Here is a 13714-nt window from a genome sequence, read left to right on the forward strand (position 1 = left end):
GCGAGTGGTGCGTACGTGCGCCGTGCGCCGTGCGAGCGGAGGGGCCCGATGGGGCGACGGGGCCGGTGGTGCGATGGGCCCTACCGCGCTTCGCGGGTGAGTCCGATCGTGTCGCGGTACCACTTGGCGCTGTCCTTGAGGGTCCTGACCTGGGTGTCGTAGTCGACGCGGACGATGCCGAAGCGCTTGTCGTAGCCGTACGCCCACTCGAAGTTGTCGATCAGTGACCAGGCGAAATAGCCGCGTACGTCGGCGCCCTGCGCGCGCGCCTCGGCGACGGCCGCGAGATGGTCCGCGAGATACGCGGTCCGGTCCGCGTCCGGGACGGAGCCGTCGGCGGCGACGGTGTCGTCGAAGGCCGCTCCGTTCTCGGTGATGACGGTGGGTATGGCGTAGTCCTCCTGGATGCGCAGGAGGAGGTCGGTGAGCTCGGTCGGCGTGATCTCCCAGTCCATGGCGGTACGGGGCAGGTCACGGGGCACGGCGCGGGTGACGGGCAGCCCGTTGTCGTCCACCGGGGAACCGCTCTCGGTGACACCGGAGAACAGGGCGCCCCGGTAGAAGTTGACACCGAGAACGTCCAGCGGATTGGCGATGATCTCCAGGTCGCCTTCCTGGACGGGCAGTTCGGCCCCGCGCAGCGCCAGATCGGCGACGACGTCCTCGGGGTAGCGGCCGTGCACGAGCGGGTCGAGGTAGAGGCGCCGGCCCTGGCCGTCGGAGCGGCGGCACGCCTCGCGGTCCGCCTCGCTGTCGGTCTCGGGCGTGGCCGTACCGAGGTTGAGGGTGATGCCCAGTTCGAGCGGGTTGTCGCCGGCGGCGTCGCGGATGCGGCGTGAGGCGAGTCCGTGGCCGAGCAGCAGGTGGTGCACGGCGTGGATGGAGTCGCCGAAGTCCTTGCGTCCGGGGGCGTGGACGCCGACGTCGTAACCGAGGACCGCCGAGCACCAGGGCTCGTTGAGCGTCGTCCAGTGCTTGACGCTGTCGCCGAGCGCGTCGTAGGCGAGCGCCGCGTAGTCGGCGAAGCGGTAGGCGGTGTCGCGGGCCGGCCAGCCGCCCGCGTCCTCCAACTCCTGCGGCAGGTCCCAGTGGTAGAGCGTGATCCACGGCGTGATGTTCCTGCCGTGCAGCTCGTCGACGAGGCGCTTGTAGAAGTCCAGGCCCTTCGCGTTGGCCGGCCCGCGCCCGCCGGGCTGGATGCGCGGCCAGGCGAGCGAGAAGCGGTACGTGTCGACGCCGAGGCCCGCGATCAGCTCCACGTCCTGCGGCATCCGGTGGTAGTGGTCGCACGCCACGTCGCCGTGCTCACCGCCTTCCACCGCGCCCGGGACCCGGCAGAAGGTGTCCCAGATCGAGGGGGTCCTGCCGTCCTCGGCAGCCGCTCCCTCGATCTGGTAGGCGGAGGTGGCGACGCCCCAGCGGAAGTCGGCAGGCAGGCCCTTGATCGCCGTGGCGGGGCGGGTGAGGTCCTGGACGGGGGTGACGTTCATGGGTCTCCTGGTTCATGTGGGTGAGAGCACGGCGCGGGCGCGGGCGAGGGCGCGGGCGCCTGGAGCACGGGGCGAGGCGTGGGAGCGGTGGTGGTCGGGGGGGTCGGGAGGCGGTCCGGAAGCGGTCCGGAAGCGGTCGGGGCGGATCAGCCGGCGCGCGCCGCCGATGTGTCGTCGGCCGGTTCCGGGGCGGGGGCAGAAACAGAGGCGGGGACGGCGGGCGCCGTACGGTGCAGCCAGCACGCCACGGTGCGTTCGGGCGCGGCGTCCGTCGGACCGTCCGGCGCGGACAGCACCGGTACGTGCTCGGCGCACGGGTCGAACGCCTTGCCGCAGCGCGGATGGAAGGCGCAGCCCGTCGGCATCGCCGTCAGATGCGGCGGCGAGCCGGGAATGCCGGTCAGCTCCCTGCGGGGGCCGTGCAGCGCGGGGAAGGAGTGGAGCAGCCCGTCGCTGTAGGGGTGGCGCGGGTCGCGGTAGATGTCGGCGGCGCCCGCCTCCTCGACGATCCGCCCGCCGTACATGATCGCGATCCGGTCCGAGAACTCGATCAGCAGCGAGATGTCGTGCGTGATGAAGACGACCGAGAAACCCAGCTCCTCGCGGAGCGCGACCAGCTTGCGCAGAATCTGACGCTGCATCACCACATCGAGCGCGGTGGTCGGTTCGTCCATGATGACCACCTCGGGCTCCAGGGCGAGCGCCATCGCGATCATCACGCGCTGGCGCATGCCGCCGGAGAGCTGGTGCGGGAACGCGCCGAGCCGGTCGTGGGAGATCCCGACCAGCGTCAGCAACTCCTCGGCGCGCGCGGTGCGTTCGGCCGGTCTCATGGCCGGACGGTGCGCCTTGAGCACGTCGGTGAGCTGACTGTGCACCGTGTGTACGGGGTTGAGGGAGTTCATCGCGCCCTGGAAGACGATCGACAGCTCCTGCCAGCGGAAGGCGCGCAACTCCTTCGGCGTGAGCGTCAGCAGGTCCACCGGGGCCGCGTCGTCGCGCGGCGGGTGGTAGTGGACGTCGCCGCCGGTGATCACCCCGGGCGGGGAGAGCAGCCGGGTCACGGCGTAGGCGAGCGTGGACTTGCCCGAGCCCGACTCGCCGGCCAGGCCGAGCACTTCGCCCCGGTGCAGGGTCAGGTCGATGTCGCGCAGCGCGTGGACGGCGCCGGGGCCGGTGCCGTAATCGACATCGAGGCCGCTGATGGTCAGGACGGGGCGACCGGTCGTCATGAGCGGGGCTCCTTGTCGGGCTTACGGTCGGGCGTCCGTGCGGGTGTCGCTGCCGGTTCCCGTCCGGGCGGGGCGGCCCCGTTCGTACGAGCGGCTCCGCCGGTCCCGTTCGTACGGTCCGTGCGCGCCACCGGTGTGAAGCCGACCCGCATCCGGATCTTCCGCGAGGAGCCGGTCTCGGTGCGCAGCCGCGGATTCACGAACTCGTCGATACCGAAGTTGATCAGCGCGAGCGCCGTGCCGAGGAGGGCGATACAGAGCCCTGCGGGGACGAACCACCACCAGGCCCCCTGCGCGAGCGCCTGGTTGGACTGCGCCCAGAACAGGACGGTGCCCCAGTTCCAGTTGGAGATGTCGGCGACGCCGATGAAGGCGAGGGTGATCTCCAGCAGGACGGCGAAGATGACGGTGCCGACGAAGCCGGACGCGATCACGGCGGTCAGGTTCGGCATGATCTCGAAGCCGATGATCCGCCACGTCGGTTCGCCCGTCGCCCGCGCCGCCTCGACGTAGTCGCGCTTGCGCAGCGAGAGCGTCTGGGCGCGCAGCACACGCGCCCCCCACGCCCAGGACGTGAAGGCGATCACGGCGGCGATCAGCAGGTCGCCCGCGTCGGAGACGAAGCTGGCGATGATGATGATCAGCGGCAGCGCCGGGATCACGAGGAAGATGTTGGACAGCGCCGACAGGATCTCGTCCATGACGCCGCCGAGGAACCCGGAGGTGACGCCGATCAGCACGGACAGGACCGTCGCGAAGAATCCGGCGACGAAGCCCACCAGAAGCACGCCCCGGGTGCCGACGACGATCTGTGACAGTACGTCCTGACCGGTCTGCGTGGTGCCGAACCAGTGGTCGCCCGAGGGGGGTTGGAGCAACTGGTCGCTCATCATGTCGGGGTCGTACGGCGCGATCCACGGCCCGATGATCGCGAGCAGGGTGAAGAACCCCAGGATCGAGATCCCGGTGATCGTCTTGCCTCCGCGCAGGAAGCGCAGCCTGGCTCGTTTGGAGGGCGTGGGCGCGGGAGCCGTGTCGAGTACGGCGACCTCTGTCGCGGGAATGGACATGGCTCAGGCCTCCTTCCGGGTGCGCGGGTCGAGGAAGAGATAGACGAGGTCGGCGAGCAGATTCGCGGCGAGCACGGACAGCGTGATGATCAGGAAGACGCCCTGCATCAGCGGATAGTCCTTGGCGCCGACGGCCTGGAAGAGCTGGTAGCCGATGCCCGGATAGGAGAAGACCATCTCCACCAGCAGCGTGCCGCCGACGATGAAGCCCAGGGAGAGGGCGAAGCCGGAGATGTTGGGGAGGATCGCGTTGCGCGCGGCGTACGAGAACATCACGCGGCGCTCGGAGAGTCCCTTGGCCTGCGCCACCATCACGTAGTCCTCGGACGAGACGGTCACCATCATGTTGCGCATGCCGAGGATCCAGCCGGCGATGGCGCTGAGGATGATCGTGACGCCGGGCAGGAAGCCGTGGTAGAGCGCGCTGGAGATGAACGGCACGTCGAACGCGGGCACCAGTGAGCTGTCATAGCCCCCGGCGGCCGGGAAGACCGGCCACTTCACGGCGAACAGGGCGATGGCGATGAGCCCGAGCCAGAAGTACGGGATCGAGGAGATGAACGTGGTGACGGGCAGCAGGCTGTCCATCCAGGAGCCACGCCGCCAGCCGCTGTAGACGCCGATGCCGGTGCCGAGCAGAAAGCTGATCAGGGTGGTGAGGCCGACCAGTACCAGCGTCCAGGGCAGCGACTGCGAGATGACCTCGCTGACGGGCGTCGGGAAGAAGGTGAAGGACAGCCCGAGGTCGCCCTGGAAGAGCTGGCCCCAGTAGTCGGTGTACTGCTGCCAGAGCGAGCGTTCCTTGTCGAGGCCGAAGAGGGCTTTGAGCGAGGCGATCGCGCTGGTGTCGAGCTGGCCCTGGAAGCGGGCGATCAGAGCCTGGACCGGATCGCCGGGCATCAGCCGCGGGATCAGGAAGTTGATGGTGATCGCCGCCCACGCCGTGACCGCGTAGAAGAGGATCCGCTGGAGGACGAACTTCACTTCGCCGCCACCTCCGTCGTGCTCGCGGTTGCGCCGGAGGCACCGGGGGCGCCGGGGACTTCCGTGGTGACGGGGCGGTCCTCGTACAGCCAGCACGCCGCCCACTGGCCGTCGTCCAGTTCGAAGCGCGGCGGCAGTTCGGTGCGGCAGCGCTCCATGGCCTTGGGACAGCGGGGGTGGAAGCGGCAGCCCCCGGGCGGGGAGATGAGTGACGGAGGCTCGCCGCTGCCGGTCTCCTCCTGGTCCTCCTCGTCCGCGATCCGGTCGGGGTCGGGGGCCGATGCGATCAGCAACTGGGTATAAGGGTGCGCGGGTTGCTGGGTGACCCGCTCGCTGTCGCCGCCCTCCACGATCCGGCCGGCGTACATCACCAGGGTCGTGTCCGCGAAGTACCGCGCGGACGCGATGTCGTGCGTGATGTAGAGGATCGCCAGATGCAGGCGCTCCTTGAGGTCACGCAGCAGGTTGAGTACGCCGAGCCGGATGGAGACGTCGAGCATCGAGACGGGCTCGTCCGCGAGGAGCACCTTGGGGTCGGCGCCCAGCGCCCGCGCGATGGCGACGCGCTGGCGCTGGCCGCCGGACAGCTCGTGCGGGAATTTGTCCAAGTACTGAAGAGGTGGCAGGAGTTGGACACGTTCCAGCAGTTCGCACGCCTGCGCCTCGGTGGCCTGCTTGCCGTGGATCTTCAGCGAGCGGGTGAGGTGGTAGCGCACCGTGTGTACGGGATTGAGCGAAGCGAACGGGTCCTGGAAGATGAGCTGGACCTGTTTCACGTACGCCCGGAAGGACCGGCCGCGACCAGCCTTGACCGGGGTGCCGCCGAGCCGTATCTCGCCCTCGGTGAGCGGATACAACTGTGACAGCAGCCGGGCCACCGTCGACTTGCCCGACCCCGACTCCCCGACCAGCGCCGTGACGCTGCCGCGCCGCAGGCGCAGCGAGACGTCGTCCACGGCGTGGACGGTGCGGCGCCGGCGGCCGACGAGGTCGCCGGCGGTCCGTCTGACGGGGAAGTGCTTGGTGACGCCGCGCGCTTCGAGCACGACGTCGTTGTCGGTGCCGCTGTCGGTGCCGCTGTCGCTGTCGTTGTCGCTGTCGTGAGCGGCGGTGTTCTCGGCGGGCTCTCGGTCTTCGTTGGTCATCGGCCGGCCCCGTCTACTTCGCGGGCTTGAGGTGCAGCACGACGTCCAGCGCGTTCGGCTGGGTCGGCTGCGGCGGGGCGTACGGGTCGGCCTCGGTCGGCCAGCCCACCCAGTTCTTCGTGGAGTACTCCGCACCGATGGGCGCCGCCGCCGTCGGGATCATCGGGACCTCGTCGACCATGATCTTCTGGAGGGTGTTGAGGGCCGTGGTGCGCGCGGAGTCCTCGGTGGCGTTCGCGTACTCCTTGAGCGCCTTGGTCGCCTCGGGGCTGTCGAACCGGCCGAAGTTGCCGAGCGGCGCGTTCTTGCCGACGGGCTGGAGCAGCGCCCCGTCCATGATGTTCTGGTACATGTCGTACGGCGTGGCACCGGAGTTGGTCCAGTGCAGCGTGGCGTCGAAGTTTCCGTTGCCGACGTCGGAGGTCCACGCCTCGGCGGTCTGCGTCTTGACCTTCGCCTCGATGCCCAGGGGTTTGATGTTGTCCTTGATGATGGACAGACCCGTGATGTAGTCGTTCCAGCCGGCGGGGTCGGTGAAGGTCAGCTTCACGGCCTTGCCGTCCGGGTCCTTCAGGACGTCGCCGTCGAGGGTGTAACCCGCCTCGTCCAGGACCTTCTTGGCACCGGCGACGTCGGGCTTGATCGTGGCGCCCTTGTACTCGGGAGCCAGGAAGGACTCACCGGCGGGCAGCGGGATGCCGGTCGGGTTGGTGATCTCCGGGTAGAGCGTGGCCTGCGCCTGGATATGGATCGCCTTGCGGTCGACCACCATGGCCATGGCCTTGCGGAGCGCCGGGTCACCGAGCGGGCCCTTGGTGGTGTTGAACCACAGGCCGTGGATGCCGAGTCCGGAGGGGAACCAGAGCTTGTTGTTCTTGGGGTCCTTGGCGACGTACAACTGCTTGTAGTTCGGCATGAACACGAACGACCACTCGGCCTTGCCGTTGGCCAGCGCCGTGGTCTGCGCGCTGTTGTCGTTGTACGAGGTGAAGCGGAGCTCCTTCACCTGCGTCTTGCCCTTCCAGTAGGAGGACGTGGTGTCGAGCGTGGTGGTCTGCGGCGTGAACGTCTTGAGCTTGTACGGCCCCGAGCCGAGCGGTTCGCGGTTGGGCCAGGTCGCGGGGTCCTCGACCTTCTCCCAGATGTGCTTCGGCACGACGAAAGTCGTAGTGATCTTGTTCTGGTTGACGAACTGCGAGTCCTTGAAGGTGAGGACGACCTTGCCGTCCTCGACGGCTATGCCGTCGTAGGGCACGCCGTTGCCGTTGAGCGCCGGGAACTTCTTGATCAGCCCGAAGGTGAACGCCACGTCGTCGGCGGTCAGCTTCTTGCCGTCCGACCACTTCGCCCGCTCGTCGATGGTGAAGGTGACCTTGGTGAAGTTCGCCTCCCACTTCCACTCGCTCGCCAGCCAGGGCGTGCCCTTCTCGCTCGGGCGCACCAGGTTCGTCATCACCAGCGGCTCGTAGATCATGTAGCGGTAGCCCAGCGACGCGCCGGCGGAGGTGCCGAGGAACGGGTTGCTGTTGTTGGTCTGCGGGCCGTTCGGCATACCGATGGTGAGGACGCCGGAGGCGCCGCCTGATGACCGGTTGGCATCCGAGTTGGCCGAGGAACATCCGGCGGCGAGCGCGGCCACGACGGTGGCGGCGGCCAGCGCCCGGAGCTTGCGGTGTGCGGACATGGCGACTCCAGGAAGGGAATGCGGCTCTGTGGGACTGCGGGCCCGTGGGGCCGGGGGCCTGAGGACCAGGTATCGGGATGGGACTGTGCGGCGTTGCGGCTGTGCGGCGTTGCGCGTGTGCACGGTGAGGGCTGTGCACCGTTACGGCGTTGCGGCTGTGCGGCGTTGCGGCTGTGCTGTGCCGAGCTGTGCTTGGGCTGTACTCGTGCTGTGCAGTCCTGTGCTGACGGTGTGACACGTGGTGCGTACGGACGTCTGTGTTACGCGTGTTACGTGCGCGATGCAGATACGGAGTCGGCGGGCACGGCCGGCCCGGCGTTCACCGCCGCCAGCGGTGCCGACTGCCGTACGACCAACTCGGTGGGCAGCACGACCGGTTCGTCCGGCGCGGTCGTCCCGCCCAGATGCCCGAGCAGCATCCGCGCCGCCGTCTCCCCCATCCGCCGGGTGGGCTGGCGGACCGTCGTCAGGGGCGGTTCGGTGTGCCGCGCCATCGGGATGTCGTCGAACCCGACCACGGCGATGTCGTCCGGCACCGACCGCCCCGCCGCGCGCAGCGCTCTCAGCGCCCCCGCGGCGCTGATGTCGTTGTGCGCGAACACCGAGTCGAACGGAGTCCCGGCGGCCAGCAGTTGCTCGACGGCGAGGCGCCCCGACAGCTCCGTGAAGTCCCCCACGGCGACCAGATCGGTGGGCAGGACCTCGCGGAAGCCGCCGAGCCGGTCGCGTACGCAGCCGAAGCGCTCCGGCCCCGTGATGACCAGGGGTCTGCTGCGTCCGTCGGCCAGCAGGTGGCGGGCGGCGGACGCACCTCCTTCGTGATTGGTGGTCACTACGGAGGGGAAATCGTCGGGGTGGCTGCCACGATCGTCGATGAGCACGACCGGCAGCCCTTTGTGGCTCAGCGCGATGATCTTGTCGAGCGTGTTCTCGGGTTCGACGACGAGCAGTCCGTCGAAGGCCCGCGCGGAGACCTGGGTCGTGAAGCGTTCGACCGAGTCCGCGCCGCGATTGAAGGTGAACAGGAGCAGGCCGTAGCCGGCGGCCTCCACCGTGTCCACGACGCCCTGAAGGACCTCGCCCATCCACGCCCAGGTCAGCGAGGGCACCAGCATCCCGACCGTACGGCTGTTGCCGCGGGCCAGTCCGACGGCGCCCGAGCTCGGCACGTATCCAAGAGATGCGATCACGTCACGGACCCGCGCGGCCGTCGAGGCGTCGACCTCGCCCTTGGTGTTGATCACCCGGGACACGGTCGTCTTGCTGACACCGGCCGCGCGGGCGACGTCCGCGATGGTGACGCGCATCGGTGCCCTCGAATCGTTGGGTGGAACCGGTTCCGGTACCGGTACCGGAACCGGTTCCAATGTGAGCGGTGAGTTAACCGGTCCAGACCAACACCGTCAAGACTTCACGCCGGAATTCATCGGAAGCCAACTCCTGGGGACCGAGAGGGGGTTATGTGTTCAGGTTCTGAATGTTCAAGCCCTTGACTGGAGTTCATGTCGGAGTTCACGCTCGCCTCACGATCCATGGAAGACCCCCCACCCCTCTGTCAAGAAGGGCAGCTCCCCATGATCAGACCGAGCAGGAGGAACGGGCGGCACGGGCCCGGCGGCAATCGACGGCGGCTGACGAGAGTGCTTCTCGCCGGTGTGCTCACGACCGCCGGCCTCACCGGCGTCTCCGCCGGTACGGCGCAGGCGGCCGGCGAGCAGGTCAACATCTGGCTGACGACCACCAGCGACAGCGGTGGCCGCACCGTGACGCGCGGCCTCCAGCCGCAGACACCCGTCACGTTCCAGCCGGGCAACGGCGGCAGCGGTACAAACCTCACCGTCAACGAGAACACCAAGTACCAGACCTTCACCGGCGGCGGCGCCTCGTTCACGGACACCGCCGCCTGGCTGATGAAGGGCAGCGGGGCGCTGTCCCAGGCCACGCGCGACGACACGATGCGCAAGCTGTTCTCGCCGACCGACGGCATCGGACTCTCGTTCATCCGCAACCCGCTGGGCGGCTCCGACCTCGCCCGGTTCGGCTACACCTTCGACGACATGCCGGCCGGCCAGACCGACCCCGACCTGTCGGAATTCTCGATCGCACATGATCTCCAGGACGTGCTGCCGCTGACCAAGCAGGCGAAGCAGCTCAACCCGGCGCTGACGACGATGGCGTCGCCCTGGACCGCCCCGGCCTGGATGAAGGACAACGGCCAGCTCAACGGCGGCTGGCTGAAGGCGGAGAACTACGGTGTCTACGCCGACTACTTCGTCAAGTACCTTCAGGCGTACCGCGATCAGGGCCTGCCGATCGACTACGTCTCCGCGCAGAACGAGCCGACCTGCTGCTCCTCGTACCCGTCGATGAGCTGGAACGCCTCGGGGCTCGCGTACTTCACCAAGGCCGAACTGCTGCCCGGACTCCAGGCGGCCGGCCTGCCCACCAAGGTCATGGCGCACGACTGGAACTGGGACACCTACGACGCGTACGCGGCGGAGACGGTGAACGACGCGGCGATCCGCAGCCATCCCAACTTCGGCGGCATCGCCTGGCACGGCTACGGCGGCGACGTCAACAAGCAGACGCAGGTGCACAACCAGTATCCGCAGGTGGACGCCTTCCAGACCGAGCACTCGGGCGGCACCTGGATCGGCAATCAGCAGACCGAGGACATGTCCAACATCATCGACTACACCCGTAACTGGGCGAAGTCGGTGACCAAGTGGTCCCTGGCCGTGGACCAGAACCGCGGTCCGCACAACGGCGGCTGCGGCACCTGCGACGGGCTGATCACCGTCAACAACGGCGGGGCCCAGCACGGTCAGGTGAAGTACAACATCGAGTACTACACGATGGGGCACCTCACCAAGTTCGTGACGCCGGGCGCGCACCGTATCGAGTCCACCGCCAGCACCACGGTGCCCAACGTGGCCTGGCAGAACCCGAACGGCTCCAAGGCTCTCATCGCCTACAACGAGGCGTCGCAGGCGCGCGAGATCCGGGTCAACTGGGGCGGCCAGAACTTCAGTTACTCGCTGCCCGGCAAGACGTCGGCCACCTTCACCTGGGCCGGCGGCCAGTCCGGCGGCGGTGGCGGCACCACCGGCGCCCTGACCGGCCTCGGCGGCAAGTGCCTCGACGTGACCGACGGGAGCAGCGCCAACGGTACGGCGGTCCAGCTCTGGGACTGCACCGGCTCACCGCAGCAGCGCTGGACGGTCGGTGGCGACGGTACGGTGCGCGCGCTCGGCAAGTGCCTGGACGTCGCGGGCGGGTCGACCGCGGACGGAGCGAAGGTGCAGTTGTACGACTGCAACGGTTCCGGGGCGCAGCAGTGGAGATACGAGTCCGGCAGCGGTGATCTGGTGAACGCTCCGGCGGACAAGTGCCTCGACGTCACCGGCAATTCGTCGGCGAACGGCGCGAAGACGCAGTTGTGGAGCTGCACCGGGGCGGCCAACCAGAAGTGGCGGCTCCAGGCGTGACGTAGAGCGTACGCCGCCCTCGTGTACGGGGGTGCCGGTGGCCGGGCGGTCACCGGCACCCCCGTGGTCGCGTCTGCCGTGGCCGCGTGCCTACTCGGCCGGTTCGACTCCGGCCCGCAGCAGCCCGTAGGTGTACGCGTCCTCCAGCGCCTGCCACGAGGCGGCGATCACGTTCTCGCCGACGCCCACCGTCGCCCACTCGGCCGCCCCGTCCCCCGTGGTGATCAGTACGCGCGTCGTGGACTCCGTGCCGTGCTTGCCCTCCAGGATGCGGACCTTGTAGTCCACCAGCTCCAGCTTGGCGAGTTGGGGGTAGATACGCTCCAGGCCGACCCGCATGGCCCGGTCCAGCGCGTTGACCGGCCCGTTGCCCTCGGCGGTGGCGACGATGCGCTCGCCCTTGGCCCACAGCTTCACGGTCGCCTCGTTGGCGTGCGAGCCGTCGGGGCGGTCCTCGACGATCGCGCGCCACGACTCCGTACGGAAGTAGCTCCGCGCCTTGCCCTCGGCCTCCTCGCGCAGCAGCAGTTCGAAGGAGGCGTCGGCGGCTTCGTACGTGTAACCCTCGAGTTCGCGCTCCTTGACCCGGCCGACGACGCGGCCGACCAGATCACGGTCGTCGCCGAGGTCGATGCCCAGTTCCTTGCCCTTGAGCTCGATCGAGGCGCGCCCCGCCATGTCGGAGACGAGCATCCGCATGGTGTTGCCGACCTGCTGGGGGTCGATGTGCTGGTACAGGTCGGGGTCGACCTTGATCGCGGAGGCGTGCAGCCCGGCCTTGTGGGCGAAGGCGGAGACGCCGACGTACGGCTGGTGATTGGAGGGTGTCAGATTGACGACCTCGGCGATGGCGTGCGAGATCCGGGTCATCTCGGCCAGCGCGCCCGGGGGCAGGACCTGCTTGCCGTACTTCAGCTCCAGCGCGGCGACGACGGGGAAGAGGTTCGCGTTGCCGACGCGCTCCCCGTAGCCGTTCGCGGTGCACTGCACGTGCGTGGCGCCCGCGTCGACGGCGGCGAGGGTGTTGGCGACGGCGCAGCCGGTGTCGTCCTGGGCGTGGATGCCGAGCCGCGCGCCGGTGTCGGCGAGCACGGTGGCGACCACGGCCTGGATCTGGGCGGGCAGCATGCCGCCGTTGGTGTCGCAGAGGATGACGACGTCCGCGCCGGCTTCGGCGGCGGCCCTGACGACGGCCTTGGCGTACTCGGGGTTGGCGCGGTATCCGTCGAAGAAGTGCTCACAGTCGACGAAGACGCGCCTGCCCTGTTCACACAGATGGGCAACGGTGTCCGTGACCATCGCCAGGTTCTCTTCGAGCGTCGTGCGCAGCGCCAGCTCGACGTGCCGGTCGTGCGATTTGGCGACCAGCGTGATCACCGGGGCGCCGGACTCCAGCAACGCCCTGACCTGCGGGTCGTCCGTGACGTCGGCGCCGGGGCGGCGTGTGGAGCCGAAGGCGACGAGCTTGGCGTGCTTGAAGTCGATCTCGCTGCGGGCGCGGGCGAAGAACTCGGTGTCCCGCGGGTTGGCGCCCGGCCAGCCGCCCTCGACGAACCCCACCCCGAAGTCGTCCAGGTGCCGCGCGATGGTCAGCTTGTCGGCGACCGTCAGATTGATGCCTTCACGCTGGGCTCCGTCGCGCAGCGTGGTGTCGAAGACATGGAAGCTGTCGTCGGTGACCGTTGACTCTGTGGTCATGACTCTGGTGACTCCTGTCGAGTGATGGAGGGTCTTGGCTCCACTGCCACCGTCTGCGCGTGCTTCCCGTCTCGGCCGGGGTGGGGCCGGAAAACGAAAAAACCCCTCGCGGGTGCGAGAGGTCTGCGCGCGGGTCTGGGGCGAGATGGCCGCTCCGTACGTGGTGATACGTAGCGGTCACTGCGGACCGGCGCGCCTGCTGCCCATAATCATGGCGAACGAGAACACGCCAGCAGTCTGGCACGTTTATCTACCGGTGGAAGCCCCGTCTCACGATGCGGGCGGCGCGGCGCGGCGGCGGAACGGCTCAGAGCAGCGCGTCCTCGATGAACTCGCGAACATGTCGCAGGACTTGGGCCTTGCCGGTGCCCGGTATGCCGACCGTCACATGGACGCTGAAACCGTCGAGCAGGGCGCGCAGCCGGGCGGCGGATCTGTCGGGGTCGACCGCCCGCAGCTCGCCGCGCGAGATCCCCTCGGCGAGCAGCGCCACCAGATCCCGGTGCCAGGCCCCCTCGATCGCCGCCTGCCGGGCGCGGGTGTCGTCGTCGGCGTCCTGCGAGCGGTTCCAGACCTCCAGCCGCAGCGTCCAGTGCGGATCGCGGTGGCCGGCCGGGACGTACAGGTCGACGTACGCGTCCAGTCGCTCGCGCACCGTCGCCTGCCTCGACAGCAGGCCCCGGCGCTCGGCGCCGAGCTGGGCCTCGCTCCACTCCAGGGTCTGGAGCAGCAGCTCGTCCTTCGTACGGAAGTAGTAGAGGAGGTGCCCGCTGCTCATCCCGACGTCACGTCCGAGCCCCGCCATGGTGAGCCCGTCGAGCCCGCCCCCCGCGATGGTGTCCATGGCGGCGGCGAGCACTGCCTCGCGGCGCGGGGCGGTGTTGCGGCGGCGTGCGGTGGGTGTCACCCGTCCGTTGTACCTG

Annotated in this window: 10 protein-coding genes; 1 reads left to right on the top strand and 9 read right to left on the bottom strand. The window is 69.0% G+C overall.

Going from position 1 to position 13714, the window contains the following annotated elements:
* Positions 1-80: 80 nt before the first annotated feature.
* The 7 genes from OG329_RS10605 to OG329_RS10635 all read right to left on the bottom strand — a co-directional run bounded on the left by OG329_RS10605 (position 81) and on the right by OG329_RS10635 (position 8912).
* Positions 81-1490 carry a GH1 family beta-glucosidase gene (locus tag OG329_RS10605; protein ID WP_405794373.1) on the bottom strand — a complete coding sequence of 470 codons (1410 nt, stop codon included), beginning with the start codon at positions 1488-1490 and terminating at the stop codon, positions 81-83.
* Positions 1491-1636: 146 nt separating this feature from the next.
* A complete protein-coding gene (locus tag OG329_RS10610; protein WP_405794375.1) occupies positions 1637-2722 on the bottom strand; it encodes an ABC transporter ATP-binding protein in 1086 nt (361 codons plus the stop codon).
* Positions 2719-3792, bottom strand: coding sequence for an ABC transporter permease (locus OG329_RS10615; protein ID WP_405794377.1), 1074 nt, complete (start codon positions 3790-3792; stop codon positions 2719-2721). The genes OG329_RS10610 and OG329_RS10615 overlap by 4 nt, the downstream gene beginning before the upstream one ends.
* A gap of 3 nt (positions 3793-3795) precedes the next feature.
* On the bottom strand, positions 3796-4776 hold the full coding sequence (locus OG329_RS10620) for an ABC transporter permease (protein ID WP_405794379.1): 981 nt from the start codon (positions 4774-4776) through the stop codon (positions 3796-3798).
* A complete protein-coding gene (locus OG329_RS10625; protein WP_405794381.1) occupies positions 4773-5921 on the bottom strand; it encodes an ABC transporter ATP-binding protein in 1149 nt (382 codons plus the stop codon). Before OG329_RS10625 ends, OG329_RS10620 begins: the two co-directional genes overlap by 4 nt.
* Positions 5922-5934: 13 nt before the next feature.
* The gene (locus OG329_RS10630; RefSeq protein WP_405794383.1) at positions 5935-7605 is read right to left on the bottom strand and encodes an ABC transporter substrate-binding protein; all 1671 of its coding nucleotides are present in this window, start codon (positions 7603-7605) and stop codon (positions 5935-5937) included.
* Positions 7606-7874: 269 nt separating this feature from the next.
* Entirely contained in the window at positions 7875-8912 is a 1038-nt protein-coding gene (locus OG329_RS10635) for a LacI family DNA-binding transcriptional regulator (RefSeq protein WP_405794384.1), read from the bottom strand.
* Between the two features lie 267 nt (positions 8913-9179).
* Between OG329_RS10635 and OG329_RS10640 the strand changes: the two genes are divergently transcribed.
* Positions 9180-11093, top strand: coding sequence for a ricin-type beta-trefoil lectin domain protein (locus OG329_RS10640; protein ID WP_405794385.1), 1914 nt, complete (start codon positions 9180-9182; stop codon positions 11091-11093).
* 90 nt (positions 11094-11183) lie between these two features.
* Here the strand turns inward: OG329_RS10640 and cimA are convergent, their stop codons facing one another.
* Together cimA and OG329_RS10650 are read right to left on the bottom strand one after the other, a co-directional pair.
* Positions 11184-12791 carry a citramalate synthase gene (gene cimA, locus OG329_RS10645; RefSeq protein ID WP_405794387.1) on the bottom strand — a complete coding sequence of 536 codons (1608 nt, stop codon included), beginning with the start codon at positions 12789-12791 and terminating at the stop codon, positions 11184-11186.
* A gap of 307 nt (positions 12792-13098) precedes the next feature.
* Entirely contained in the window at positions 13099-13698 is a 600-nt protein-coding gene (locus OG329_RS10650; RefSeq protein WP_405794388.1) for a TetR family transcriptional regulator C-terminal domain-containing protein, read from the bottom strand.
* Positions 13699-13714 lie beyond the last annotated feature (16 nt).

It is taken from the genome of Streptomyces sp. NBC_01506, from assembly GCF_045040295.1.
GTDB lineage: Bacteria > Actinomycetota > Actinomycetes > Streptomycetales > Streptomycetaceae > Streptomyces.

Coding starts and splice junctions, on each gene's coding strand:
- OG329_RS10605 (WP_405794373.1), bottom strand. CDS start 1,490: ATGAACGTCACCCCCGTCCAGGACCTCACCCGCCCCGCCACGGCGATC.
- OG329_RS10610 (WP_405794375.1), bottom strand. CDS start 2,722: ATGACGACCGGTCGCCCCGTCCTGACCATCAGCGGCCTCGATGTCGAT.
- OG329_RS10615 (WP_405794377.1), bottom strand. CDS start 3,792: ATGTCCATTCCCGCGACAGAGGTCGCCGTACTCGACACGGCTCCCGCG.
- OG329_RS10625 (WP_405794381.1), bottom strand. CDS start 5,921: ATGACCAACGAAGACCGAGAGCCCGCCGAGAACACCGCCGCTCACGAC.
- OG329_RS10630 (WP_405794383.1), bottom strand. CDS start 7,605: ATGTCCGCACACCGCAAGCTCCGGGCGCTGGCCGCCGCCACCGTCGTG.
- OG329_RS10635 (WP_405794384.1), bottom strand. CDS start 8,912: ATGCGCGTCACCATCGCGGACGTCGCCCGCGCGGCCGGTGTCAGCAAG.
- OG329_RS10640 (WP_405794385.1), top strand. CDS start 9,180: ATGATCAGACCGAGCAGGAGGAACGGGCGGCACGGGCCCGGCGGCAAT.
- cimA (WP_405794387.1), bottom strand. CDS start 12,791: ATGACCACAGAGTCAACGGTCACCGACGACAGCTTCCATGTCTTCGAC.